We start from the raw sequence: 24810 nt of genomic DNA, 5'->3' as shown, positions 1-24810 counted from the left end.
CTGCGTTACTCCCTCTCAAATTCGCTCAGTAGCGGTTGGCGATCGGCAGCTCTTCCGCGGGAAACAGCGTGATCACCTGGCAGCCCTTGTCGGTGACGACGACCTCCTCCTCGATGCGCGCGGCGGAGAAGCCGTCGGTGGCCGGACAATAGGTCTCCAGCGCGAACACCATGCCGGTCTTGATCTCCATCGGATTGTCCAGCGACACCAGGCGCGAGATGATCGGCCGCTCGTGCAGCGCAAGACCGAGGCCGTGGCCGAATTGCAGGCCGAACGCCGCCATCTCCGAGGGAAAGCCGAACTCCTCGGCCTTCGGCCAGACCTTGGCGACGGTGTCGGTTGACACGCCCGGCTTGATCAGCGCAATCGCATTGTCGAGCCATTCGCGGCATTGCTTATAGGCATCGTGCTGCGCCGGCGTGGCGCGGCCGACGTTGAATGTGCGGTAGTAGCAGGTGCGATAGCCCTGATAGGACTGCAGGATGTCGAAGAAGGCCTGATCGCCGGGGCGCAGGATCCGGTCGGTGAAATTATGCGGATGCGGATTGCAGCGCTCGCCGGAGATGGCGTTGATCGCCTCGACGTCGTCGGAGCCCATCTCGTAGAGCATCTTATTGGCGAGCGCGACGATGTCGTTCTCGCGTACGCCCGGCTTCAGGTTCTCGTAGATCGAATGATAGACGCCGTCGACCATAGCCGCGGCCTGGTTGAGCAGCATGATCTCGTCGATGTTCTTGATCTCGCGGGCGTCCAGCATCACCTGCTGGCCGTCGACCACCTTCATGCCGGCCTTCTGCAACTCGAAGAACATGGCGGTCTCGGCGAGGTCGACGCCGACCGGCATGTCGGCGACGCCGGCGGCGCGCAACAGGCTCATGACCTCCTCGGCATGCGCCTTCATCAGCCCGACGGCCGGCGGCACCGTGCCGCGCATGCCCAGCATGCCGGCCCGGCAGTTCTCGGGCGCCAGCCAGTCGCAGAACATGCGGTGATGCACGGCGGCCGAGCCGAAATCCCATACGATCGGCTCGCCATCGCCGGCCAGCAGCGCGAAACGACACAGCTTGTCGCGCTCCCACTCGCCGATCTTGGTGCCCGAGACGTAGCGGATGTTGTTGACGTCGAACAGCAGCAACGCGCCGCAGCCCGAGTTCTTCAGGGCCATTCGCGCCCGGGCCAGCCGGTATCGCCTGAGACGATCGAAATCGACACGGCGCTCGAAGTCGACCGAGACGTGGCCATGCGAGGGAATCGCGCGGCTCCAGCGCCAATGCGGATCGAGATGCTCGGGGCTGACCAGATGCGGCTTCAGCGCGCTCGCTGTCATGTGGACGTTTCCCTGTGGGCTATTGCAATCGATTGCAGAGCCGGATTTATTGCACACACGTTAAGGGTGTCAAGGTAGGATCGGGCCAAAACGTCGCTGCGCTGCGACATCGGGGGCTGGACATGAAGCGGACGTTGCAATCGACGGTGGGCCGGCGCATGGCGGCAGCGTCGCGCCCAACGATCAAGGACGTTGCCGCCCGTTGCGGCGTGCACCCCTCGACGGTCTCGCGCGCCCTGAGCCCCGCGATGAAGCACCTCGTCGCCGACGATGTCGCCGACCGGATCAAGGCCGCCGCCAACGCGCTCGGCTACCGGCTCAACATGGCCGCCAAGGGCCTTCGCACCGGACGCAGCGGTCTGATCGGCGTGCTCGCCCCCGATATCGCCGACCCCGGCTTTCCGCCGGTGCTGTCCGGCATCACCGATCATCTCAATGCCGAAGGCTATGCGACGATTGTCGTCGACGTCGGCAGCAACGGCTCGGAGCAGGATCTCGTCGACCGTCTGATCGCCCGTGGCGTCGATGGCCTGGTGCTGGCGACGGTCACCTTGCACGACGAAGTCGTGAAGCATTGCCTTGATGCGGCGCTGCCGGTCGTGCTGGTCAATCGCGTCGATGCCGCCGGGCAGCTGCCTTCGGCCGCCAGTGATGATGCGGCGGGCATGCGTCTGGCTGTCGAGCATCTCGTCGCGCTCGGCCATCAGCGTATCGGTCATGTCGCGGGCCCGCAGCACGTCTCGACCGGCGCCCGCCGGCGCGCCGGCTTCGAGGCCAGCGTCCGCGACGCCGGCCTGTCCGCCCGCCACACGCCGGTCGAGACGGTCGAGGCCTATACGCGGGCGGCGGGCCGCGAGGCTGCGCTGCGCCTGCTCGCTCGCCGCATCAGGCCGACCGCCATCGTCGCCGCCAATGACCTGCTGGCGCTCGGCGTCTATGACGCGCTGGCCGTGCGCGGCCTCGCCTGCCCCCACGACGTCTCCGTCGTCGGTCACAACGACATGCCGTTCGTCGACATGGTCGCGCCGCCGCTCACCACCATACGTATCGCGCAGCGCGACATGGGCGAAGCCGCAGCGCGGCTGCTGCTGGCACGGATTGCCGGTCCCGAGGCGGCAAGCGAGCACATCGTGCTCGCGCCGCAGCTGATCATCCGGGGGTCGACCATCGCATGTGGCCACTGACAGCTCCGCGAAGCACGGCTACATTCGACGTCGAAGCAACAACAGGAGGACACGCCGATGACCGAGATGGTCGGCTTGCAGGCGCTCGTTGCGTCGATTGAACCGGGCCAGTCGGTGACGATCCCGGTGGACCGTGCCGGCGTCTCGATGGCCGCGACAGCAGCGATGATCGAGGCCGGCCTGACCGGGCTGCACCTGGTCTGCGTGCCGATCAGCGGGCTGCAGGCCGATCTGCTGATCGGCGCAGGCGTGGCGTCATCGGTCGAAACCAGCGCCGTCTCGCTCGGCGAAGCCGGCGGCGCGCCACGCTTCGCAGCGGCCATCCGCGCCGGCAGCATCAGGCTGCGCGACGCCACCTGCCCCGCGATCCATGCCGGCCTGTTGGCCGCGCAAAAAGGCGTGCCGTTCATGCCGATCGCCGGCATCATCGGCAGCGACCTGCTCGAGGTCCGTCCCGACTGGAAGGTGATCGACAGCCCGGTTGGCGAGCCCGGCAAGGTGGTGGTGGTGCCCGCGATCACGCCCGATGTCGCGCTGTTCCACGCGCCCGAAGCCGACCGCTTCGGCAATGTCCGCATCGGCCGCTATCGCGAGCTCGCGACCATGGCCTACGCCGCAAGGCGCACGCTGGTCACCGTTGAGCGCATCGTCGAGCGCGACCTGATGGCGACCGAGGATACCGCCGCCGGCGTGCTGCCGGCGCTCTATGTCGATGCGATCGCGGTCGCCGAGAACGGCGCCTGGCCGCTGCCGCTGTGGGACGAGTACGAGACGGATGGGGCCGAGCTTGCGCGCTACGCCGCGATGGCGCGCACGGACGAGGGGTTTCGCGCCTATCTCTCCGCCTTCCTGAGCCGCAGCAAGCAGGTGGCATGACCATGCAGGACGATCGCGCACGGAAAGAGCTGCTGATCACCGTCATCGCCGGGCTGCTCGACGGCATCCGCCATGTCGCCGTCGGCGCCTCCTCGCCAATTCCGGCCGCGGGCGCGATGCTGCTGCGGGCGCGCAACGAACAACAGGGCAAGCCGCCGGTGCGCATCTCGATCCTCGGCTCGAGCCGGCACAACTTCTTCACCAATGGCGGCGTCGAGCTGTTCGACTGCGCCGCGCAGGGCCGCGTCGATGCGTTCTTCCTCGGCGGCGGCCAGATCGACGGCGCGGGCAACATCAACCTGGTCGGCACCGGCGACTATCCACGCATGGACGTCCGCTGGCCGGGCTCGTTCGGCTCGGCCTATCTGTACCACCTCGTCCCGCGCGTGATCCTGTTCCGCGAGGAGCATTCGCCGCGCGTGCTGGTGCCGAAGGTGGATTTCGTCAGCGCTGCGGCAACGACGCCGGAGGTGAAGCGGCGCGGCGGCCCACACGCGCTGCTGACGAACCTCGCGCTGTTCGATTTCGACCGCGAGCGCGGCGGCTTCCGGCTGCGCTCGGTGCATCCCGGCTACTCCGCCGAGGACGTGCGCGACCGAACCGGTTTCGACTACGAGGTGCCCGAGATCGTGCCGCCGACCCCCATGCCCGACCGCGCGACGGTCGAGCTGATCCGCGGCCGGATCGTCGACGAGCTCGCCGAATGCTATCCGGAATTCGCGCGATCGATGGCCGCGGCGGCTTAGCTCACTGCACCTCCGCGCGCGTGATCACCTGGCCGGCACGCGCGTTCTGGTGCGCGCCCTGCCACCACGTCAGCGCGCCATTGACGATGACGGCCTCGATGCCGGCGGCGGGCACGCAGGGCTCATCATAGGTCGCGCTGTCGCGCACGCTGGCGGCATCGAAGATCGTGATGTCCGCGTGATTGCCGACCGCGAGCGTGCCGCGGCCCTGGATGCCGAAATTCTGCGCGGTCAAGCCGCTCATCTTCCACACCGCGGTCTCCAGCGAGAACAGCGCAAGCTCGCGGCAGTAATAGCCGAGCACGCGCGGGAACGTGCCCCAGAGGCGCGGATGCGGCCGCTCGCCGAATGGCAGGCCGTCGGAGCCGATCATGGTCGGCTCGAAGGCGAGGATGGTCTGCACGTCGGCCTCGTCCATCGCGAAATAGATCGCCGACGCCGGTTGCAGCCGCTTCGCCGCTTCCAGCCGATCGACGCCCCAGGCGGCGGCGATGTCGGCCAGATCGCGGCCCGCGACCTCGGGATGCGGGCCGGACGCCGCGACGACGACCCTGACCTGCAGCTTGGCCGGATCGGTGTGCAGCATCGTGGAGGAGGCATTGTAGGGGTAACAGTCGAGCGCGACGCATTGGCAGCTCATCGCCTTCGTGATCAGCGGCAGCGTTTCCTTGGTGCGGCCGAAATTGGCGGGTCCCACCACCTTGTGATGCGAGATCACGACCTGGACGTCGAGCGCCTTGCCGATCGCAAAGCTCTCCTCCAGCGATTTGACGACGTCGTCCGCCTCGTTGCGCATATGCGTCGCATAGACGCCGCCGCTGCCGGTGAGCGGACGGCAGACCGCGATGATCTCCTCGGTCGGCGCCGCCTCGGCCGGCGGATAGAACGTCCCTGTCGAGACGCCGATGGCGCCGGCATCGAGCGCCTCCTGCACAGAAGCGCGCATCTCGACGATCTCGGCTTCGGTCGCCGCGCGGCCGAGATCGCTCACGACCGACGCACGCAAGGAGGTGTGGCCGACCATCGGTGCGACATTCACGGCCGACGGCGCCGCGCGCAGAGCGGCAACGTAGTCGGCGAACGCGGCATATTCGACCACCTTCTCGCCGCCCGGCGACAGCAGGCCGAGCGGCATCGGGCGCGGCGAGCCTGGCTTCAGCGGCGCGATGCTGACGCCGCAATTGCCGGTGACGACCGAGGTGACCCCCTGCGAGATCTTGCAGGTCATGCCGGGATCGACCAGCACGGCGCTGTCGTCGTGCGTATGCGAGTCGATGAAGCCCGGCGCAACGATCCGGCCGGTGGCATCGATTGCCCGCACCGCGGTCCGGCCATCGAGATCCCCGATGGCGACGATGCGGCCGTCCTTGATGCCGACATCCGCGTCGAACCGCGGCGCCCGTGTGCCGTCGATGACGATGCCGTTGCGGATGATGAGATCGAGGGAATCGATTGGAGGCATGGTGTCGGTCATGGGGTCTCGCGGAAAGCTGTAGAAGGCTGCCGAGACTATCCGCATGCTGTCCCGATGCGTCCAGCGCGATCCACATGAGCCGCACGCTTGGCTGGGCTGCCTGAATGGCGGTTGGAGCCCGACGCTCGGGCCACACACGGTGCGCTCCCTCTCCTCGTTCGTACGGGGAGTGGGATGGCGGGCACGAACGGCGAGGTAAGGGCCGGGCCAGCCGAACGACGTGTCACCCCGCCGGTCGCCGTTGCGCGACGATCTGCCGGTACAGATCGGCATATCGGCCGGCGCGGTGCCGCCACGACACGTCGGTCAGCATCGCGTTGAGCTGCATGCGGGTCCAGTTCGAGGCGTTGCTGCGGGCGGCGTAGAACGCGGCGGCGGCGCGGCGAAGGGTCTGGTCGAGTGCTTCGGCGGTCACGGATGCGAACTTGAACCCGGTCGCGGCCATGCCGGCCTCGGTCTCGTCGATCACGGTGTCGGCAAGGCCGCCGACGGCGGTCACGATCGGCAGCGCGCCGTAGCGCAGGGCGCAGAGCTGGGTCAGGCCGCACGGCTCGAACCGGGAGGGCACGACCAGCGCATCGCAGCCGGCCTGGATGAGATGTGCGAGGCTCTCGTCATAGCCGATGACGACGCCGATCTGTCCGGGATGGCGCGCCGCCGCGGCGCGGAATGCCTCGCGCAGCTCGGCGTCGCCATCGCCGAGCAGCGCCAGCTGGATGCCGCTGCTCGTGACGGTGGGCAGGCAGGCCAGCAGGAGGTCGAGGCCCTTCTGCGAGGTCAAGCGGCTGACGACCCCGAGCAGGAACGTCTCGGGGGCCACCTGCAATCCCATCCGTGTCTGCAGCGCAGCCTTGTTGGGCGCGCGCGCCTCGATTCGCTCGATGCCGAAATGCGATGGGATGGCCGGATCGCTGCCGGGATCCCACACCGCCGTGTCGATCCCGTTGAGAATGCCCACGAGATCGGACGCACGCTGGCGCAGCAGGCCGCCGAGGCCCATGCCCTGCTCGTCGCTCTGGATCTCCCGTGCATAGGTCGGCGACACCGTCGTGATCTTGTCGGCAAATTGCAGCCCCGCCTTGAGGAAGCTGATGTCGCCGTAATATTCGAGGCCGTAGATCGAGAACGCTTCCGGCGGCAATCCGAGCGGCACCAGCAGATGGCGCGGAAAGCGGCCCTGGAACGCCAGATTGTGCACGGTCATGACCGTGCCGGGATGCGGCCGGTGGCTGTAGAGCAGATAGGCCGGCACCAGCCCGGCCTGCCAGTCGTGACCGTGAACGACATCGGGCACGAAGCCCGGCACCGTGCCGAGCCCGATATAGGAGGCCGCCCGTGCCAGCGCCGCGAAGCGGAAGGCGTTGTCGGGCCAATCCTTGCCGTCGGGCCCGAGATACGGATTGCCCTCGCGGTCATACAGATGCGGCGCGTCGAGCACGAACAGATCGAGCGCGCCATGGCTGCCGCCGAGCAGCCGGGCGTTGCCGCCGAAGAAGTTCGGCAGCGAGCTGATCTCGCTGACCTGCTCCAGCGCCGCCATGACCGCGGGATAGCCGGGGATCAGCGTGCGGACCTCGATGTCCTCGGCCATCAGGGCCCATGGCAGCGCGCCGACGACGTCGGCGAGACCGCCGGTCTTGACGATGGGATAGACCTCAGACGCAACCGACAGAACGCGCAGCGGCGTCATGAATTGAGCCCGTCGATCATCGGCTGGGTGATCAAGGTGACGCCGCTCTCCGTGGTCCTGAACCGCTTGGCATCGAATTCCGGGTCCTCGCCGACCACGAGCCCTTCCGGAATCTGCACACCGCGGTCGACCACGACGTTGGTCAGCCGCGCGTGGCGGGCGACGTTGACGTAAGGCAGCAGCACCGCGTTCTGCAGCTTGGCGTAGGAATGCAGGTGAGCCCCGGTGAACAGCAGCGAGCGCTGCACCTGCGCGCCTGAGACGATGCAGCCGCCGGAGACCAGCGAGCACGTCGCCTCGCCCCGGCGTCCGTCGACGTCGTGAACGAACTTGGCTGGCGGCGTGATCTCCGAATAGGTCCAGATCGGCCACGAGCGGTCATAGAGATCGAGCTCCGGGACGACGTCCGTCAGGTCGAGATTGGCGGCCCAATAGGCGTCGACCGTTCCGACATCGCGCCAGTAGCTGCGCGGATCATGGCCGGCGCGGACGCAGGAGCGCGTGAACTGGTGCGCGACCGCACGGCCGTTCTTGACGATATGGGGAATGATGTCGCGGCCGAAATCATGGTTGGAGTTCGGATCGGCGGCGTCGCGCTTCAATTCATCGAACAGGAATTTGGCGTCGAAGACATAGATGCCCATGCTCGCGAGCGACATGTCCGGTTTGCCGGGAATCGGCGGCGGATCGGCGGGCTTCTCGATGAAGTCCCGGATGGTCTCGTCCTCGTTGATGTGGATGATGCCGAAGCCCGAGGACTCCGCCCGCGGCGTTTCCAGGCAGCCCACGGTGACGTCGGCGCGCTGGTCGACATGCTGCTGCAGCATCAGCTCGTAATCCATCTTGTAGATGTGATCACCGGCGAGCACGACGATGTATTTCGTATTGTAGGTCTCGAGAATGTCGATGTTCTGGTACACGGCATCGGCCGTTCCGACGTACCACATCGTCTCCGAGACGCGCTGGCTCGCGGGAAGGATGTCGAAGCTCTCGTTGCGCTCGGGGCGGAAGAAGTTCCAGCCCATCTGCAAGTGCCGGATCAGGCTGTGCGCCTTGTATTGCGTCGCCACCGCAATGCGCCTGATGCCGGAATTGACGGCGTTCGACAGCGCGAAGTCGATGATGCGCGACTTGCCGCCGAAATAGACGGCGGGCTTGGCGCGCCGGTCGGTGAGCTCGAGCAGGCGGCTGCCGCGCCCGCCTGCCAATACGAAGGCCAGCGCATGACGGGACAGCGGCTCGGTCCTGGCGGCGGGTGCCATAGTTCTCCTCCCTGCAACTCGTTGTCGCGTCATGATTTCCGCGGCCCGGTCAACGATGGCTCGCAATCGCGCCCCCGTCGCCCGGTACTCACATATGACGGGGGAACAGCCAACCAGTTCCCAATGACGAGTGCAATGGGGTGCTTCAGCCCAGACGATCCCAGGTTGCAGCCATGTCGTCCCACCGTGGCGGGTCGGCGCCCTCGCGGGTGCAGGTCACGGCGGCGCAGGCCCCGGCAAAGGCGAGCGCCTTGCGCAACTCGGCGTGATCCAATGCGCGCAAGGCGTCCCGGCCGATGCGGCCGAGCTTGCGCAGCGCGAACAGCATGCCGGCCTGGAACGTGTCGCCGGCGCCGATCGTGTCGACCACCTCGACCGTCGGCGCCGCGACCTCCACCGCGCCGGCCTGCGCATGCCAGCCGAGCGCGCCCTTGGGACCGCGGGTCACGACCACCAGGCTGGTGCCGCGGGCCAGCAGCGCCGCGGCTCGCGCGGCGTAATCGTCGTGGCCGTGCAGATAGTCGAAGTCGACATCGGACATCTTGATCAGGTCGGCGCTCGCGGCGAACTCATCCATCTGGAGCCGATAGGCGGCCTTGTCGGTCACGAGGTTGGGCCGGCAGTTCGGGTCGAACGAGATCGTCACCTTGCCCTGCGTAGCGGCGATCATTGCGCGGGTCTCTCGCGCGCCCTGGTCGTGGATCAGCGTCGTCGAGCCCACATGGATGGCGCCGATGTCGTTGAACGGAATGCTGCCGGGCCGGAACGTCCATTTCCGCGCGGCGGTCTCGGCGTCGTAGAAGGCGTATTGGGCCTCGCGGCCGACATGGCGCACGAACGCCAGCGTAGTCTGATCGGGGCTGCGCGTGGCGTAGCCGAGATCGACGTTCGAGGCCTGCGCATGCGCGGCGACCATCGTGCCGAACAGGTCGGTCGAGATGCCGCCGACGAAACCGGTGGGCGCGCCCAGCCGGGCCAGCCCGACTGCGACGTTGAGGCACGAGCCGCCGACCACCGGCCGCAGCACATCGCGTCCATCGGCCGATCTTGCCGGCACGAAATCGATCAACGCATCGCCGCAGCTCAGGATCATGGTCATGGTCATGCCTCCCCACCGGCGCCATCACCGCCCTCATGCATCACGGAACGGCTGTCGCGATCAAGCGTCCGCAGCAGGGCATGGATGCGGCGCTTGCGGCGATGGAAGTCGGCAATGCTCCGCGCGGTCGGATCGCTGAGCCGGCCGAGCGATGACATCGAGGCCATCGTCTCACCGATCGAGCGGAAGGCGCCGCTGGCGACCGCGCCCAGCATGGCCGCGCCGAGCAGCACCGGCTCCTGCGTCCCCGGAAGCGCTACGGTCAGCCCGGTCGTATCGGCCATGATCTGGCGCACCAGCGGGCTGCGCGAGGCGCCGCCGGCCATCACCAAGGTCCGGCTGCCGACGCCATGGGCCGCGAAGGCATCGATCACGTCGGCGAGACCATAGGCGAGACCGCACAACCCCGCGACGAACAGCCGTTCCATGGCGCCGATATCGGCATCGAGATCGAGCCCGGCAATCACGGCGCGTGAATCCGGGTCGGCGTAGGGCGAGCGGTTGCCGAGAAACTCAGGGAGGATATGGACCTCACGCGCGAGCAGCGCCGCCGCGCCCGCGTCCGGCGTGCGCGCCATGATCCGCTTCTCCAGGAAGCTGATCAGATCGAGTCCCTCGGTGCGTGCTGCCGCGGTCGCCTCCGCAAACGCCGGGTGCGAGCGAAGAAGATGATCGATCGCGGCGCCCGCGGCCGACTGGCCGCCCTCGTTGAGCCAGAAGCCCGGGACCATCCCCTGAAAATAAGGACCCCATACGCCGGGCACGAAGGACGGCGCCCGCGTCGTCGCCATGATGCAGGCCGACGTCCCCATGATGTAGGCGAGGCGATCGCTGACATCGACGTCGCCGCCGTCGGCCGCGCGGCCGCCGATCGCGCCGATGCCGCCGGCATGGGCGTCGATCAGCGCGGCGCCGACAGGCGTGCCAGGCGGGAGCCCGAGTTCAGCCGCAGCGTCCGGCGACAGCCCACGACCGAGCGGCGTGCCAGGCGCGACGATGCCGGTGCCGATCCGCGCATAGTCCTCAGAGACGAAATCCTCGAGGCCAATGCGGCGGAAATACTCCGCGCTCCAGCGCGTCTCATGCGCCAGGTAGTTCCACTTGCAGGTGACCGTGCACATCGAGCGCGCCGTCGAGCCCGTCGCGCGCCAGGTGAGGAAGTCGGCGAGATCGAAGAAGTGCCCCGCGGCGTCAAAGCTCGTCCGCAGATGCCGCTTCAGCCAGAGCAGCTTCGGCATCTCCATCTCCGGCGAGATCGAGCCGCCGACATAGCGCAGCACCTCGTCCTCGGTCGCATTGATGTCCCGCGCCTCGGCCAGCGCGCGATGGTCCATCCAGACGATGACGTTGCGGGCGGGATCGCCGGAGCCGCTGACGGTGAGCGGCGTCCCCTGGCGGTCGAGCACGACCAGCGAGCAGGTCGCGTCGAAGCCGATGCCCTTGACCAGCTCGGGCGCGATCGCCGCTTCCGACACGGCGGCTTTGACCGAGGCACAGCAGGCGCGCCAGATGTCGTCGGAGGATTGCTCGACGACGTCACCGGCCTCGTGCCAGGTCTGGATCGGATGCCGCGCCGCCGCGAGCAGTCGGCCGTTGGAATCGAAGATCCCGGCGCGCGTGCTGGTTGTGCCGACATCGACACCGATGAACGCCTGCCGCATGTTTCGCTCCCGTCAGATTTGACGCGAGCTTACCAGCAAGTGTAGCCGCCATCGACAACGACGACGCTCCCGGTCATCAAACTTGCCGCCTCCGAGGCGAGAAACAGCACCACCGAGGCGATCTCCTCGACCTGCCCCATCCGTCCCATCGGGGTTCCGCCGATCCAGGCGTCGTACATGCGCGGGTTGCTCTTCACGAAGGCGTTGAGCGGCGTCTCGATATAGGTCGGCGCCACCGCGTTGACGCGGACGCCGCGCGCGCCCCATTCCGCCGCCAGCGACTTGGTGAGATGGTGCACCGCAGCCTTGGAGGCGTTGTAGAAGCACTGCTCCTGCGGCTTGTTGACGATGAAGCCGGACATCGAGCCGATGTTGACGATGGTGCCGCTCTTGGCCGCCAGCATGTGCTTGCCGAACGCACGGCAGCACCAGAAGGTGCCGTTGAGATTGACGTCGAGCACGTTGAGCCAGTGCTCGTCGGTGACGGTCTCGGCCGGTGTCTCGCTGCGGGCGATGCCGGCATTGTTGACGAGGATGTCGACCTTGCCGCGCCGCGCCACGAGATCGTCGGCGGTCTGCGTCACCTGGGCCGAATTGGTCACGTCCATCAGCGCGGTCTCGGTGTCGAACCCCCTCGCCTTCATCGCGGCCTGCGCATCGGCTGCCGCTTTGGCATCACGGTCGGCGATCACGACATGCGCGCCCGCCTCCGCCAGTGCCTCGACGCAGGCCAGGCCGATGCCCTGCGCACCGCCGGTGATCAGCGCGGTCTTGCCGTTCAGCTTGAATTTTTCCAGATACATCGTCGTCGTCCGTGGTTGTCGTTGACGCCCGGAGGGGACGTCACCTCTCATGCGAAGATGGAGTTGCCGCTCTCGTCGAAGCGATAGATCCGGCTCGGCTCCGGCCGCAGCGTCACGGCATCGCCGGCGCTCAGACGCTTCTCGCCGACGCAGCGCACGGTCAGCGTGCCCAGCGGGCCGGCGTCGACATAAAGGAACGTGTCGCTGCCGAGATGCTCGGCGATCAGCACCTTGCCGCGCCAGCCTTCGCCGCCGTCATCGACGATCGCGATATGCTCCGGCCGCACACCGATCGTAGTGGCGCCGCGCTGCGCGGCTTCTTCCCCGCCGATGAAGTTCATCTTCGGCGAGCCGATGAAGCCGGCGACGAACAGGTTGGCCGGGCGCTGATACAGCTCGATCGGCGAGCCATATTGCTCGATGCGGCCGGCGTTCAGCACCACGATCTTGTCGGCCATGGTCATGGCCTCGACCTGGTCGTGGGTGACATAGATCGCGGTGGTGCCGAGCTGCTTCTGCAGCCGCGTCACTTCCAGCCGCATCTGCACGCGCAGCGCGGCATCGAGATTGGACAGCGGTTCGTCGAACAGGAACGCCTTCGGCTCGCGCACGATGGCGCGGCCGATGGCGACGCGCTGGCGCTGGCCGCCGGACAGCTCGCGCGGCTTGCGGTCGAGATAGGGCGTGAGGTTCAAGGTCGCCGCCGCGGCCTCGACCTTCTGGTTGATCTCGGCCTTGGGCAGCCCGGCCATCTTCAGACCGAAGGCGATGTTGCCGCGCACGCTCATATGCGGATACAGCGCATAGGATTGGAACACCATCGACAGGCCACGCTTGGCCGGGGGCACGTCGACCACATTGTTGCCGTCGATCAGGATGCGACCGCCGGAGACGTCCTCAAGCCCCGCGATCAATCGAAGCAGCGTGGTCTTGCCGCAGCCGGAGGGCCCGACGAACACCACGAAGGCGCCGTCGGGGATGTCGAGATCGGCGCCCTTGATGATGTGGACCGGCCCGAACGATTTCTGCACACCTTCCAGCGTGATCCGTCCCATGATCAGCCCTTTCGTTACTTCACTGCGCCGAAGGTCAGCCCGCGCACGAGCTGCTTCTGGCTGAACCAGCCGATGATCAGGATCGGCGCGATCGCAAGCGTCGAGGCCGCCGACAGCCGCGCCCAGAACAGGCCTTCGGGGCTTGAATAGGAGGCGATGAAGGTCGTCAGCGGCGCCGCCTCGAGCGTCGACAGATTCAAGGTCCAGAACGCCTCGTTCCAGGCGAGGATCAGATTGAGCAGCAGCGTCGACGCGAGCCCGGGGATCGCCATCGGCGTCAGCACATAGATCAGCTCGCGCCCGATCGTGGCGCCGTCCATCCGCGCGGCTTCGAGGATGTCCTTGGGGATCTCCTTGAAGTAGGTGAACAGCATCCAGATCACGATCGGCAGATTGCCGAGACACAGGATGAAGACCAGCCCGGTGCGGGTGTCGAGCAGGCCGAGGTTCTTGTAGATGAGATAGATCGGCACGAGCACGCCGACCGGCGGCATCATCTTGGTCGAGAGCATCCAGAGCAGGATGTCCTTGGTCCGCTTGGTCGGCGAGAACGCCATCGACCAGGCCGCGGGAATCGCGATCAGCATCGCAATCAAGGTCGAGCCGCCGGCGACGATCAGCGAGTTCAGCGCGTGGTGCAGGTAGTCGCTGCGCTCCTGCACGGTCACGTAGTTCTCGGTGGTCCAGTGGAAGAACAGGAACGAGGGCGGCGTCGCGAACGCCTCCAGCTCGGTCTTGAAGCTCGCCAGCACCATCCACAGGATCGGAAAGAAGATCACGAAGCCGGCCAGCCAGGCGCCGACCGTTGAGATCACGACGTGACGTCCGGTGACCTTGCGCGCCATGCTCTCAGGCCTCCAGATTGCGGCCGACGATGCGGACCAGGAAGAAGGCGACGATGTTGGCGATGACCACGGCGACGAGGCCGCCGGCCGAGGCCGTGCCGACGTCGAACTGGATCAGCGCCTGCGAATAGACCAGGAAGGCGATGTTGGTGGTCTGCAGCCCCGGCCCGCCGCCGGTGGTGACGAAGATTTCGGCGAACACGGTGAGCAGGAAGATGGTCTCGATCAGGATCACCACCGTGATCGGGCGCGCCAGATGCGGCAGCGTCAGGTAGATGAAGCGCGACAGCGCACTGGCGCCGTCCATCTCGGCCGCCTCCTTCTGCTCCTCGTCGAGCGACTGCAGCGCGGTCAAGAGGATCAGCGTCGCGAACGGCAGCCACTGCCAGGCGACGATGAAGATCACCGCGAGCAGCGGCGCGTCGGTGAACCAGTCGATCGGCGTCATGCCGAGCGAGGTCGCGATCCACGCGAACAGGCCGGACACCGGGTGCATCAAGAGGTTCTTCCACACCAGCGCGCTGACGGTGGGCATCACGAAGAACGGCGCGATCACCATCAGCCGGATGACGTTGCGGCCGATCACCGGCTGGTCGAGCAGGATCGCCAGGGGAATGCCGAGGCCGATGGTGAGCAGCAGCACGGAGCCGACCAGGACGAGCGTGTTCCGCAGCGAGGCGAGGAAGGCGGGGTCGGTGAGGAAGTACTCGAAATTCTCCAGGCCGACGAAGCTCTCGGAGCCGGGATCGAGCAGGCTGTAGTGCAGGGTGGAGAAATAGACCGTCAGCGCCAGCGGCACGATCATCCAGATGAACAACAGAATGACCGCCGGCGACATCAGCGCCCGGGCGAGCAGTTGAGTTTGTCGGGTGGCCATAGGTCGTCCTTGCTCGATGGTCGCCGCCGTCATTGCGAGCGAAGCGACGCAATCCAGGGGCGTCGACGGGACTCTGGATTGCTTCGTCGCTTCGCTCCTCGTATTGACGAGCTGATAGCTCCCGGGCGCAACAAAACAACTCTCACAGTAACGCTCGAACACGATGCCGGTGATTGTGCCCTCTCCCCTTGTGGGAGAGGGCATGTAGGAAAGTGCAGCAAGCTCGGTTGGGTGAGGGGTCTCTCTCAACGAGCTCCGCTTGCGGAAGCATACCCCTCACCCAACCGCATATGTGGACCGGCCAGTGATGCCCTCTCCCACAAGGGGAGAGGGCGCAGTCATGGGCACCTGCTCATTCTCCAATGTTCAGGATCCGTAGGGTGGGCAAAGGCGCGGGGCGCCGTGCCCACCGTCTTCACCGTGGCCGTGGCGCGGTGAGCACACTGCGCTTTGCCCACCCGTACGGACCTTAAGTGTACGGGAGAGAAAATGCGGCCATCCCTTGTGGGGAGGGATGGCCGCCAGTGATCAGCTCGGGAGGAGTTTCGTGTCGAGCTGATGACCTTGCGCGCCTATTTGATGTAGCCGGCGCGCTTCATCTCGCGTTCGGTGGCGGACTGTGCCGCTGCGAGCGCCGCATCGACGGTCATCGAGCCCGCGAGCGCCGCCGAGAACTGCTGACCGACAGCAGTGCCGATGCCCTGGAATTCAGGAATGGCGGCGTATTGCACGCCGACATAGGGCACCGGCTTCACCGTCGGATGGCTGGGATCAGCCGCGTCGATCGAGGCGAGCGTGATCTTCGCGAACGGCGCGACCTTCAGGTACTCCTCGTTCTTGTACAGCGAGGTGCGCGTGCCCGGCGGCACGTTGGACCAACCTTCCTTCGAGGCGACGAGCTTGGTGTAGTCCTTGCTGGTCGCCCAGGCGATGAACTTCTCGGCCGCCTCCGTCTTCTTTGAGCCGGCGGGGATCGCGAGATTCCAGGCCCACAGCCAGTTGGCGTTCTTGCCGAGGCCGGTGTTCGGCGCCAGCGCGAAGCCGACCTTGTCGGCGACCTTGGACTCCTTCGGATTGGTCACGAACGAGGCCGCGACCGTGGCGTCGATCCACATCGCGCATTTGCCGGAGTTGAACAGCGCGAGGTTCTCGTTGAAGCCGTTGGAGCTGGCGCCGGGAGGGCCGGCCTCCTTCATCAGATCGACATAGGTCGACAGCGTCTTCTTCCATTCCGGCGTGTTGAACTGCGGTTGCCATTTCTCGTCGAACCAGCGCGCGCCGAACGAGTTCGACATCGCGGTGAGGAACGCCATGTTCTCGCCCCAGCCGGCCTTGCCGCGCAGGCAGATGCCGAACGTGCCGGCCTGCTTGTCGGTCAGCTTCTTGGCGGCGTCGATGACGAAGTCCCAGGTCGGGCTCTCCGGCATCTTCAGCCCGGCCTTCTCGAACAGATCGGTGCGGTACATCACCATCGAGCTCTCGCCGTAGAACGGCGCGGCGTAGAGCTTGCCGTCGACGGACACCGCGTCCTTGATCTTGGGCAGGATGTCGCCCGCGTCGTAGTCCGCGCCGAGCTTGTCGAGCGGCACCAGCCAGTTCTTCTTGGCCCAGATCGGCACCTCGTAGGTGCCGATGGTGAGGATATCGAACTGGCCGCCCTTGGTGGCGATGTCGGTGGTGACGCGCTGGCGCAGCACGTTCTCCTCCAAGGTCACCCACTTCACCTGGATATCGGGGTTGGCCTTGGTGAATTCGCCGGTCAGGCCCTGCATCCGGATCATGTCGCCATTGTTGACGGTGGCGATGGTCAGGGTGGTCTCGGCCGACGCGGGCGCAGTGGTCAGCATCGCGGCGCCCATCAGGGCGGCAAGCGTGCGCGTGCGAGTGAAGATGGTCCTCACGGTCTCCTCCCATTCCCGCGGGTCTTGAACATATGCTCACGGGCTGAGCTGATGTTCACAACACTGCTCATGCTTTGTCAAGCATGCGCCGGCGCCCACAGGTTGTGCAGCGCATGATCAAATCTCCCTGAGATTGAAGCGCCGTCGAGATCGCGCGTCTCTCGCCCCGCGTCGTTCCGGGGCGCGCGCAAGCGCGAGCGCGGAACCCATCCCCACAGGAAGAGGTTCGGGGCACGCTCGTGGTGAGCATCTCGTCCCGAAACGTGAGCCTGGGGTTATGGATTCCGGGCTCATTCGCTGGCGCGAATGCCCCGGAATGACGAGAGGAGAGAGTGAGGCAACCTCAAGCCAGAATGGCGCGTGCCGTGGCCTCGTCGGTGATGAGGCCGTTGATCAGCCGGCCGGTCAGCGCGGCGCGGATCGCCGCGATCTTCGCAGGTCCCAGCGCCGCCGCGATGGTCATCGCGCGGGCCGGCACCTCCGGCGGAATGCTGGTGAGCCTGCGGTTGGTGCCGCCGTCGATCAGCCGGCCCTTGGCGTCGTAAGCCCAGCCGGTGATCTCGCCGACGGCCCCGAGCCGCATCATCTCGGTGAGCTCGTCGCGGGTGACGAAGCCGTCGACATGCATCTGCGCCTTCTGGTCCATCTGACCGATGCCGACCAGCTTGAGATCGGCCTTGTCGGCCACCGCCTTGACCTTGGCGATGGCATCGAGCCGGACCATGCGGTCGCGCTCGTCCTCGCTGCCCATCAGGAACGGCAGCGGCATCGGGTAGTGCCGCGCGCCGGTGCGGTCGGCGAGCCGGCCGACCGTGTCGAAGAAGCTCGCGGAGCCGTCGGCCAGGATGTTGCCGACCAGCGACACGATCTGATGCTCGGGACGATCGACCGGCGTGACCCGCTCGACGGCGGCGCGCACCGCGCGCCCGGTGCCGAGCGCGATGATGACCGGCGTCTCCGCGCGCAACGTCGTTTCCAGCAGATTGGCGCAGCGCTCGGCAATCCCCGCGGCGCCCGTCGGCGCCGCCGGATCGGTCGGCACCACCTCGCAATGCACCAGCGCGAAACGCTCCTTCAGCTGGCCGGCGAGCGCCATGCAGGAGGCGATCGGGTGCTCGAGCCGGAACGTGATCAGCCGCTCGGCGAGACACAGCGACACCAGCCGCTGCGCCGATGCGCGCGACACCTGCAGCATCCGGGCGATCTCGTCCTGGGTATGACCGGCGATGAAATACAGCCAGCCGGCGCGGGCGGCGTCGTCGAGCCGGGATTTGTCGCTGTCGCTGGCCGCCATGACGCCGAGCGGTCTCCTTCCAGACATTCTTACCCGCCGCGCGAGCGTGGCGGGCATTATGACATGGCCATCGAGGCCTCGGGAACGGACGCACCCCCGCCATCCCCAGGCGAGCCTGCCGTGCCCCCATCGACCAGATCATATGCTCTGACGATGGGCAATAGCTCGGCCCCTTCGCTCCGCCGGAAGATCATCGCTCTCCGGAACTGGATCCTCCAAAGAGCCATGGAGGGCGGGACCCTCGCCTGCCGCACATCGGCTGCGCGTCATCAGGGGGATGTGGAGCGCTGCACAACCGCCTAGCTGCAAGCCATGGCTTCATCCCGCATCGTCCGGCCGCCTCGCCCTGCTCCCGTCTTCGTCTGCCGCAAATGCCTGAAGCGCAGCGATGATGCGAAGGACATCAGGAAGGAGATCAAGCGGGCGATGAAGCGCGCGGCCCCGGCGCGCGGCAAGCCTGCCCGCACCATCATGACCAGCTGCTTCGGCCTGTGCCCGAAGCGGGCGGTGGTGATCACCGCCGGCGTGCGCGCCGCGCGGGGCGAATATGTGCTGGTCTCCCAGGCCGGCGAGGTGGCAGGTGCCCTGTCGCTCCTGCACGATGATCAGAACGGATCGTCCTGAAGCTCGTCGTCATCGTCCTCCCGCGCCAGGCACGCCACCGTCCGCTCGGCGATGTTGCGCATCAGCCCGATCTCCCTGAGGTCATGCCCATCGAGCACGGCGCGCGCGATCACGGCGAGATCGGCCCAGCCGAGCCATTCGTCGCGCGCCCCCTCGCGCATCCACAGCGCCGTCATCACGAACAGCTCCGCCCAGCGCGCCCGCTGCGCGCCGATGGCGCCGTCGTTCTGCAAAAGCTTGGCGGGCAGCGCCTCGCGCGCCCGTCGGCTGGCGCTCTTCACCTTCTGCTCCAGCTCGGCATCGTCCTCGAACCAGGAATCCTCGATGCCGTCGAGCTCGACGATGTCGCCGCTGTCGGCCAGGGCCATCGCGACGTCTTCGGCATCGCGCAGATCGTCAGGCAGATCGGCGATCAGCTCGTTCAGGAGCTCGCGAGAATCGATCCAGGCCGGCTGCCATTCGGCGCCGCCGATCGTCTCGGCGACCTGCAACAGCCCCGCCGGCGGCACCTCGCCGCGCTTGACGGTGAGCCCGAGATGGTGACCGACCATGCGGTCGACGAAGGCCCGGCTGACGTCCAGCAGCGGCCCATGCGCCGCGAGGCCCGCCATGATCTCCTTGACCGCCTCGCGCGGTTGCGGATCGCTGGTCATCGCCTCGGAGATGCCGTCGCGGGTGAAGATCGTCATGATCCGCTGCGTCTTGCGGTCGACGGGTGACACCGCCAGCAACAGCTGCGTGCCGGCGCCGTCGGTTGCACTGGACTTGAGCTTGTCGACCGCGCTTTTTGCCCAGGGCGCGCAGTCCACGCCGGCCGCGCGGGCCTTCTGGACGATCGCGTCGACGCCGGCGCGCTCGCGCTCCGGCCGCCAGTTGCGCATCGCGATCACACGGCGGAGGTCGACGGGCGACAACGTCGCAGCCTGCTCCAGCAGCGCCGCCGCCGCGGCCTTGCGCACCGCCGCGCTGCCGTTCTGCAGGAACAGCACCGCGGCCGCACGCGCATCCGCCTGATCGTTCTGCGCCAGATGGGTGGCCAGCGCGATCTTGGCATCGTCGGGCATGAGATGCGCGCCCTCGGCGAAGGCGGACACCATCTGGAACGGATCGCCGTCGCAGGCCTCGAGGATGTCCTCGAGCACCGAGACGATGTCGCCCGGCAGCACATCGTCCTCCTCCTCGTCGCCGAGTTCGGCCGAGACTGCGATGAGCTCCGGGGATGCGGCGATTCCGGCCTGCTGCAGCGCGCCGCCGAGATAAGCGAGCAAGGTGCCCTCGATCTCCCCGGCCTCGGCCTTCGCCGCCAGATCGGACTGGAAGCGCGCGATCAGCTCGGCCGCATCCTTGGCGCCGCGCTTCGCCCGCTCGTTCAGGCCGGAGAGCAGCATCTGCAGCATGAACAGATATCCGATGCCGAGCGCTTCGTCGTCGCCGGCCGGCGGCATGTGGCGGCACACGCCCTCGGCCGCCGCGGAGATCTCGGTGGAATGGGTCAGCAGGAAGCGCTCGAGCTCCGGCGTCGGCTGCGGCAGCCGCCCTTTGGCAAACCCGGCCGCGAGCTTCCTGGCATGGTCATCGAGACCGGCTGGCTTCGCGCCTGATTTGGCCATCGGCAATCTCCTTGAGCTCGCGCATTTTACGCCAAAGGCGGCCGGTCGAAAGCGCCGCCCCAAGCAATCCACCGTGAAGACGAGGCGGCTGCCCTTGACGGGGCGACCGCGTGATGTGAGCGGCCGGGCCATGGTGAACGAAGCCTTGCCCCGGTCATTCGAATGCCATCACGGGTGTTGACGCTTGCTTCGCAGGCCCCGGGCTTAGCTGCCACGTCGTCCTCGTCAGCAAGCGCGCCATGAGCCCCACCGCCACCATCGCAGTCTCCGGCATGAATGCGGCCTCGCGGCGGCTCGAAGTGTCCGCCTCGAACGTCGCCAATGCCCGGAGCACGGGCGCGCTGCCCAATGCCGACGGCACGCTGCCGGCCGGCGCGCCGAAGGCCTATGTCCCGCTCGAGCTGGTGCAGAGCGACGTCGCCGGCGGCGGCACGCAGACGACCATCACCCGGTCGAGCTCCGGGACCTCCGCGAGCTACGATCCCTCCGCGCCGTTCGCCAACAAGGACGGCCTCGTCGCCGCGCCCAATGTCGACCTCGCGCAGGAGATGATCAGCCAGCTCGTCGCCAAATACAGCTTCGCCGCCAATGCCCGCGTGCTGAAGGTGAGCGACGAGATGAGCCGGACCGTGATCGACATGAAGGTGTGAGCTTCACACCCCGGTCGGCCAACGGCCGCAGATCCATCGCCGCACGCCCCGAGGCGGGGCGCGGCTCAGCGCGCGAGCACCGCAATCAGCCAGTGGATCAGCGTCGCACCGCCGACCGGCGCCATCACGAGCAGGATCATGTTGAAGCCGAGCAGCGCGAGCAGCAGCCGCTCGCCGCGCGGCGACAGCCGCCGCTTCGGCGGCTCCGGCTTCGGATCACCAGGCCAATAGCCGGGCAGGTCGACGAACATGGGACCTCCAATCGTCCCTCAACGCAGCAGCGCCTGGGACGACCAGCCGCGATGCACACCCCGCCGCGAGCCTAGCATGCCGATCCAACGATCGCGAGCTGCGCGGGCTCAGCCGGTCTGCTGCTGCGGCGCCGCGAGCACCTGCGGCGCGACCGCCGCATGCCGCTGGGCGCCTCGGCCTGCCGCGACAGCAGCGCATTGCCTGCGGGCAGGAACACGCCATCACCGAGACCGACGCCGCGAAAGACGCGCGGGACCCACCTTCCTCCATCCTCCTAAGATCACTGGTGCCACCGCAGCGACGGCAAGTTCTGTGCACTCTCACCGTCATTCGATGCGGCGTTCCAAGACCACATGGTAATACGTTGACGCGCAATCGCTCTGCGGGCCGACAGAGAGGTCCCGAGTAACATCAGTCCGCCAAGTCGGCGCCTGACCGGCCGGCTCGTTTGCCGGGATGGGCCTCGGCTCGCCGGAGGCCTCGGCGCCTTTTGCCGAGTTCAGTCCAGTCCAGCAGCGTCACCGCAATTCCCCGGTCGCTGAGTCCTTGAACCTTGAGTATGCTCTTCGCGACCGCAGCGCCGGTCGGTGCAACGTTTCGACGGCCGCAATATGCGATCGACTCGATGCGGCGCCTGGCGAGGATCACGGACGTGGGTGGCTGGTCATGACCGACGATCAATCCCTTGCGATGCTGGAGCGCTTCTCGCGTCTCATAGGCGGCCACCACACGGTGGCGAGTCCGGAGCTGACGCCCATCTATGAGGAGATCGCTTCGATCGGCCACCGGAGCTTTCTCGCCCCGCGCTGGAAGTCTGTCGACTGGCGAACGGTCGAGATCCCGAGGGGCCTTTCCTTTCGCGTCGCGTACAATCCGAAGGTCACGGTCAACGGCTGCATCCTGAAGACAGAAACGCCGAATGCGTTCGCGTCCAGGATCGACGCGGAATACTGCATCGGACTGTCGCCTTCTCTCCAATCCTTGTTCTCCGAACTTGCGGTCGCGCTGTGGTCCAATCCTGCGTTCTTCCCCGAGGTCGGTGAGATCGACCGGCTGCCATCGTTTCATTATCCCGGAGAGTTCACGCCGTTGGGCTTTTCCTTCATTTTGGGGAGCAAGCTGGATGGACGCGTGCCCTTCATCCGGCCGTCCGTGCTCGCCGAGCGGGAGCAATGGTCTTCGGAGATCCGTCGGCTGACGAAGGCAGCACAGAACATGTGTGAGGGCAGGACGTATTTCGCGCAGCACACGATTCGCGCCGCGCTGCGCTTTGTATGGTGGCACGAACTCGGGCACGTCGTTCACGGCCACTGCGATTTTCTGCGAGACGCCGCGCGCATCGACCGGTACGGCGCCGTCGACTACAATTCAGCGTTCCCCGCCGGTGATCCCGGCATGAACCTTCTGCTGCAGTATATGGAGTACGAGGCCGACGGCTACGCGGCCAACCAGATGGTCCATCAGACGCTGGACCGCTTGCTCGTATCGCTGCTGATCGAGAGCGCGGACGCGACCGCCACCGCGGAGTACGAGTTGTTGTGCGAGCTGATGGGAGCGATGCTGGTCTTCTACTCGCTCGGCAATCTCGGGTTCCTGACCAATCCGCGATTGGAAAGCGAGGAGCAGGAGCCGTTCCTGAGTTCGCATCCGCCCTATTTCGTCCGGCTGATGACGGTCGCGGGCTCCCTCGGCGTGTATCTGGAACGTACAAAAACGGAAGCGCGGCGCTTCAGGCATGCTGATGGCCACCTCGTCGTGCCGCGCCCGGAACAACTGGAGCATGTTGCGGACCGCGTGCGTGCCGCGCTGGGACGGATCGTCCAGAACCTTCGCAACATCCATCCCTCTCTGCACAATTTTTGCCTGGGATTGAGCGCTGAGGCCAGCGAGATGGCGACGGACTATCTGCAGAGTTGCGAACGGGCGACCGGCTTCTATGAGCAACTGAACGGCTACCGCCTGATCGGCAAGGCCTGAGGAGCAGTGCGGCCACCTGTTCTCGACCAACGGCGACCTAGCTGCCCATCGCCGAGAGTTGCGGTACAAGCGGCTGCACTCGGCGCTCGGCTATCGATCTCCCCTTGAGTTCGAAGCCGCCTTCACGCAAGACAACACACGATGAACTTCACCCTCTGTCACGGAAATTGTCGTGTCTCACTTGAGGGGTGCAGTCCGGCACTGTCACCGTAATTTCCTCAAAGTGGGCAGCGACTAGTGCACTGTAATCCCTGAGTCCGAACTCACTTCTACTGTTCGCTCGCGCGCTTCTCCCAGTCGGGACCGCATTCTGCATCAGCACAGTTATGTCTCTCGCAGTAGGCACCATTGATCCGGATTGGTTGCCCCCTCGGAAAATCCTTTGCGTCAAGCGGGGGAATGATGGCTGAATAGCAGTACTCAGTCAAATGTCGATCACCAAAAACGTCTTTGTACTTGATGACGCCGAGTGCGCCGACTGGCGCCTTCCTGCCGCTCAATGGCGTCAAATTCAACGGTCCAATGATCATCATTCCTGACGCCATTTGTGATCGCGGACCAATTACCCCCTGCGCAAAGCTTAGTCTGTACGGATTTCTTTGGTCGAACGTTTCACTAGTCACGAAATTACCGATCACTATATCCATCGAGAACTTGAGTTCGCTGGTCGGCGTATTCCCCAAGTTCTCGATAACTGGATTAATCAGCCACCTGGGAGTCTCTTCATCGTTTGGCCCCTTTCCGCCGTAGGTGATCAGTTGAAGGCTGTTCGACAGCACAAAAGCGCGACTTTGCGCGCTGTAGGCCCTTCTGGCTGCGCTATACTGAAGAAATGCAACTAGCGCGCTCGAAATCGCGACAGTAAGAGTTGCAATACTCAATAGTAGTGGAGCTTTTCCATTTTTTGGTTCCGATGCTAGTCTTTTAGGACGGCGCTTTGATGAAATACGTTTGGTTGCACTCCAAGCTGAGCCAGATCGGCAAATAGGCATCTCGCTAGGTCCGCTTCTCGTTAGAGCCCGGCATTGCGGTACAGTGCATAAGACCGACCGGGCCGCAATAAGACGCTCAGCAACCGCAGTGTAGGGATACCCTCCAAATAGATCAATCCAATGCTTTAGAAGAGCCGGCTCAAAGGAATCGACCGAACCCAATTGCACTGCTCAACTTTTCGGATCGTCCTTAAGACCCAGCTTGGTCTTCACAACCTCCATATCGTCCGCGTAATACTTCTTTGCGCATTCGGCGTTGTAGGACACCACGCGGGCATTGTGGCCATCTTGGTCGGCCTGTCCCCGATCAACGTTCGCGTTGTGCTTGGCAATGCGCGCCCGCATGAGGGTCAGCTTGGCATTGTAGGCGTTGACGCTGGCTTCGGAATAGCGGTCAACTACGTCCTTCTGGATGGCAAGCAACTGTTGCGCCCGGCTAATAGCCGCGCTTTCAGTATTGATGGCATCGGATAGCGCGTTGAGATAATCTGATGATTTATCGAGCTCTTGAGCAATGCCTATACATTTCTCGATTTGCTCTACCGTAAGCGTATCGGAGCCGTAGGTCTTGATCCCACCGTAGGCATGCGCTCCGGCGTGGACCCCGGCAC

The 24810-nt window shown here is 66.0% G+C and carries 22 protein-coding genes; 6 read left to right on the top strand and 16 right to left on the bottom strand.

Annotation, left to right across the window (positions count from 1 at the left end; all coding sequences use genetic code 11):
- Nucleotides 1-25: 25 nt before the first annotated feature.
- Nucleotides 26-1327 carry a Xaa-Pro peptidase family protein gene (locus tag QX108_RS27565; protein WP_315783622.1) on the bottom strand — a complete coding sequence of 434 codons (1302 nt, stop codon included), beginning with the start codon at nucleotides 1325-1327 and terminating at the stop codon, nucleotides 26-28.
- A gap of 158 nt (nucleotides 1328-1485) precedes the next feature.
- Between QX108_RS27565 and QX108_RS27560 the strand changes: the two genes are divergently transcribed.
- From QX108_RS27560 to QX108_RS27550, 3 genes are read left to right on the top strand one after another with little or no spacing between them, the layout of a single operon-like run.
- Entirely contained in the window at nucleotides 1486-2511 is a 1026-nt protein-coding gene (locus QX108_RS27560; protein WP_315784137.1) for a LacI family DNA-binding transcriptional regulator, read from the top strand.
- Nucleotides 2512-2568: 57 nt separating this feature from the next.
- Complete coding sequence (locus QX108_RS27555; protein WP_315722282.1) at nucleotides 2569-3387, top strand: CoA transferase subunit A; 819 nt, start codon at nucleotides 2569-2571, stop codon at nucleotides 3385-3387.
- Entirely contained in the window at nucleotides 3384-4133 is a 750-nt protein-coding gene (locus QX108_RS27550; protein WP_315783620.1) for a CoA-transferase, read from the top strand. The genes QX108_RS27555 and QX108_RS27550 overlap by 4 nt, the downstream gene beginning before the upstream one ends.
- 1 nt (nucleotide 4134) lies before the next feature.
- Here the strand turns inward: QX108_RS27550 and QX108_RS27545 are convergent, their stop codons facing one another.
- From QX108_RS27545 to QX108_RS27495, 11 genes are all read right to left on the bottom strand, one after another.
- On the bottom strand, nucleotides 4135-5607 hold the full coding sequence (locus QX108_RS27545) for a D-aminoacylase (RefSeq protein WP_315783618.1): 1473 nt from the start codon (nucleotides 5605-5607) through the stop codon (nucleotides 4135-4137).
- A gap of 223 nt (nucleotides 5608-5830) precedes the next feature.
- Nucleotides 5831-7297, bottom strand: a complete 1467-nt coding sequence (glgA, locus tag QX108_RS27540) for a glycogen synthase GlgA (protein WP_315722285.1) — start codon at nucleotides 7295-7297, stop codon at nucleotides 5831-5833.
- Nucleotides 7294-8559, bottom strand: a complete 1266-nt coding sequence (gene glgC / locus QX108_RS27535; protein ID WP_315722286.1) for a glucose-1-phosphate adenylyltransferase — start codon at nucleotides 8557-8559, stop codon at nucleotides 7294-7296. The genes glgA and glgC overlap by 4 nt, the downstream gene beginning before the upstream one ends.
- A gap of 145 nt (nucleotides 8560-8704) precedes the next feature.
- Nucleotides 8705-9652, bottom strand: coding sequence for a carbohydrate kinase (locus QX108_RS27530; protein WP_315784134.1), 948 nt, complete (start codon nucleotides 9650-9652; stop codon nucleotides 8705-8707).
- An 8-nt stretch (nucleotides 9653-9660) separates the two neighbouring features.
- Entirely contained in the window at nucleotides 9661-11319 is a 1659-nt protein-coding gene (locus QX108_RS27525; RefSeq protein ID WP_315783616.1) for an FGGY-family carbohydrate kinase, read from the bottom strand.
- Between the two features lie 29 nt (nucleotides 11320-11348).
- On the bottom strand, nucleotides 11349-12122 hold the full coding sequence (locus tag QX108_RS27520) for an SDR family NAD(P)-dependent oxidoreductase (protein WP_315783614.1): 774 nt from the start codon (nucleotides 12120-12122) through the stop codon (nucleotides 11349-11351).
- A gap of 47 nt (nucleotides 12123-12169) precedes the next feature.
- The gene (locus tag QX108_RS27515; protein ID WP_315722289.1) at nucleotides 12170-13177 is read right to left on the bottom strand and encodes an ABC transporter ATP-binding protein; all 1008 of its coding nucleotides are present in this window, start codon (nucleotides 13175-13177) and stop codon (nucleotides 12170-12172) included.
- A gap of 14 nt (nucleotides 13178-13191) precedes the next feature.
- Nucleotides 13192-14022 (bottom strand): carbohydrate ABC transporter permease, encoded by an 831-nt coding sequence (locus QX108_RS27510; RefSeq protein WP_315722290.1) that lies wholly within the window; start codon nucleotides 14020-14022, stop codon nucleotides 13192-13194.
- Between the two features lie 4 nt (nucleotides 14023-14026).
- Nucleotides 14027-14899, bottom strand: a complete 873-nt coding sequence (locus tag QX108_RS27505) for a sugar ABC transporter permease (protein WP_315783611.1) — start codon at nucleotides 14897-14899, stop codon at nucleotides 14027-14029.
- A 572-nt stretch (nucleotides 14900-15471) separates the two neighbouring features.
- Complete coding sequence (locus tag QX108_RS27500; protein ID WP_315784131.1) at nucleotides 15472-16758, bottom strand: sugar ABC transporter substrate-binding protein; 1287 nt, start codon at nucleotides 16756-16758, stop codon at nucleotides 15472-15474.
- A 385-nt stretch (nucleotides 16759-17143) separates the two neighbouring features.
- Entirely contained in the window at nucleotides 17144-18094 is a 951-nt protein-coding gene (locus QX108_RS27495; RefSeq protein ID WP_315783609.1) for a sugar-binding transcriptional regulator, read from the bottom strand.
- 312 nt (nucleotides 18095-18406) lie between these two features.
- Between QX108_RS27495 and QX108_RS27490 the strand changes: the two genes are divergently transcribed.
- Nucleotides 18407-18718 (top strand): hypothetical protein, encoded by a 312-nt coding sequence (locus QX108_RS27490; RefSeq protein WP_315783607.1) that lies wholly within the window; start codon nucleotides 18407-18409, stop codon nucleotides 18716-18718.
- Here the strand turns inward: QX108_RS27490 and QX108_RS27485 are convergent.
- A complete protein-coding gene (locus QX108_RS27485) occupies nucleotides 18700-20328 on the bottom strand; it encodes a hypothetical protein (RefSeq protein WP_315783605.1) in 1629 nt (542 codons plus the stop codon). The genes QX108_RS27490 and QX108_RS27485 overlap by 19 nt on opposite strands.
- A 239-nt stretch (nucleotides 20329-20567) precedes the next feature.
- On the opposite strand from QX108_RS27485, the gene QX108_RS27480 reads away from it, so the two are divergent.
- Nucleotides 20568-20978: a flagellar basal body rod protein FlgC gene (locus QX108_RS27480; protein ID WP_172110181.1), complete on the top strand. Its 411-nt coding sequence runs from the start codon at nucleotides 20568-20570 to the stop codon at nucleotides 20976-20978.
- A gap of 65 nt (nucleotides 20979-21043) precedes the next feature.
- Here QX108_RS27480 and QX108_RS27475 read toward each other — a convergent pair whose 3' ends face one another.
- A complete protein-coding gene (locus tag QX108_RS27475; protein WP_315722295.1) occupies nucleotides 21044-21229 on the bottom strand; it encodes a hypothetical protein in 186 nt (61 codons plus the stop codon).
- Between the two features lie 667 nt (nucleotides 21230-21896).
- Here QX108_RS27475 and QX108_RS27470 point away from each other — a divergent pair.
- Nucleotides 21897-23207: a hypothetical protein gene (locus tag QX108_RS27470; protein WP_315722296.1), complete on the top strand. Its 1311-nt coding sequence runs from the start codon at nucleotides 21897-21899 to the stop codon at nucleotides 23205-23207.
- A gap of 269 nt (nucleotides 23208-23476) precedes the next feature.
- On the opposite strand, the gene QX108_RS27465 is transcribed toward QX108_RS27470, so the two are convergent.
- Nucleotides 23477-24088, bottom strand: coding sequence for a hypothetical protein (locus QX108_RS27465; protein WP_315783602.1), 612 nt, complete (start codon nucleotides 24086-24088; stop codon nucleotides 23477-23479).
- A 282-nt stretch (nucleotides 24089-24370) separates the two neighbouring features.
- Nucleotides 24371-24810 (bottom strand): hypothetical protein (locus tag QX108_RS27460; protein ID WP_315799616.1); only part of this gene is annotated, 440 nt, incomplete at its 5' end.

The organism is Bradyrhizobium sp. SZCCHNR1002, assembly GCF_032381435.1.
Lineage (GTDB): Bacteria > Pseudomonadota > Alphaproteobacteria > Rhizobiales > Xanthobacteraceae > Bradyrhizobium > Bradyrhizobium aeschynomenes.
This window is presented reverse-complemented; position numbering and strand designations above follow the sequence as displayed.

What these genes read in the sequence shown, in the direction of transcription:
- QX108_RS27545 (WP_315783618.1), bottom strand. Translation starts at nt 5,607, where the DNA reads ATGACCGACACCATGCCTCCAATCGATTCCCTCGATCTCATCATCCGC.
- glgC (WP_315722286.1), bottom strand. Translation starts at nt 8,559, where the DNA reads ATGGCACCCGCCGCCAGGACCGAGCCGCTGTCCCGTCATGCGCTGGCC.
- QX108_RS27520 (WP_315783614.1), bottom strand. Translation starts at nt 12,122, where the DNA reads ATGTATCTGGAAAAATTCAAGCTGAACGGCAAGACCGCGCTGATCACC.
- QX108_RS27475 (WP_315722295.1), bottom strand. Translation starts at nt 21,229, where the DNA reads ATGTTCGTCGACCTGCCCGGCTATTGGCCTGGTGATCCGAAGCCGGAG.
- QX108_RS27505 (WP_315783611.1), bottom strand. Translation starts at nt 14,899, where the DNA reads ATGGCCACCCGACAAACTCAACTGCTCGCCCGGGCGCTGATGTCGCCG.
- QX108_RS27530 (WP_315784134.1), bottom strand. Translation starts at nt 9,652, where the DNA reads ATGATCCTGAGCTGCGGCGATGCGTTGATCGATTTCGTGCCGGCAAGA.
- QX108_RS27525 (WP_315783616.1), bottom strand. Translation starts at nt 11,319, where the DNA reads ATGCGGCAGGCGTTCATCGGTGTCGATGTCGGCACAACCAGCACGCGC.
- QX108_RS27500 (WP_315784131.1), bottom strand. Translation starts at nt 16,758, where the DNA reads ATGGGCGCCGCGATGCTGACCACTGCGCCCGCGTCGGCCGAGACCACC.
- QX108_RS27550 (WP_315783620.1), top strand. Translation starts at nt 3,384, where the DNA reads ATGACCATGCAGGACGATCGCGCACGGAAAGAGCTGCTGATCACCGTC.
- QX108_RS27565 (WP_315783622.1), bottom strand. Translation starts at nt 1,327, where the DNA reads ATGACAGCGAGCGCGCTGAAGCCGCATCTGGTCAGCCCCGAGCATCTC.
- QX108_RS27555 (WP_315722282.1), top strand. Translation starts at nt 2,569, where the DNA reads ATGACCGAGATGGTCGGCTTGCAGGCGCTCGTTGCGTCGATTGAACCG.
- QX108_RS27495 (WP_315783609.1), bottom strand. Translation starts at nt 18,094, where the DNA reads ATGGCGGCCAGCGACAGCGACAAATCCCGGCTCGACGACGCCGCCCGC.
- QX108_RS27515 (WP_315722289.1), bottom strand. Translation starts at nt 13,177, where the DNA reads ATGGGACGGATCACGCTGGAAGGTGTGCAGAAATCGTTCGGGCCGGTC.
- QX108_RS27490 (WP_315783607.1), top strand. Translation starts at nt 18,407, where the DNA reads ATGGCTTCATCCCGCATCGTCCGGCCGCCTCGCCCTGCTCCCGTCTTC.
- glgA (WP_315722285.1), bottom strand. Translation starts at nt 7,297, where the DNA reads ATGACGCCGCTGCGCGTTCTGTCGGTTGCGTCTGAGGTCTATCCCATC.
- QX108_RS27485 (WP_315783605.1), bottom strand. Translation starts at nt 20,328, where the DNA reads ATGGCCAAATCAGGCGCGAAGCCAGCCGGTCTCGATGACCATGCCAGG.
- QX108_RS27510 (WP_315722290.1), bottom strand. Translation starts at nt 14,022, where the DNA reads ATGGCGCGCAAGGTCACCGGACGTCACGTCGTGATCTCAACGGTCGGC.
- QX108_RS27470 (WP_315722296.1), top strand. Translation starts at nt 21,897, where the DNA reads ATGACCGACGATCAATCCCTTGCGATGCTGGAGCGCTTCTCGCGTCTC.
- QX108_RS27560 (WP_315784137.1), top strand. Translation starts at nt 1,486, where the DNA reads ATGGCGGCAGCGTCGCGCCCAACGATCAAGGACGTTGCCGCCCGTTGC.
- QX108_RS27480 (WP_172110181.1), top strand. Translation starts at nt 20,568, where the DNA reads ATGAGCCCCACCGCCACCATCGCAGTCTCCGGCATGAATGCGGCCTCG.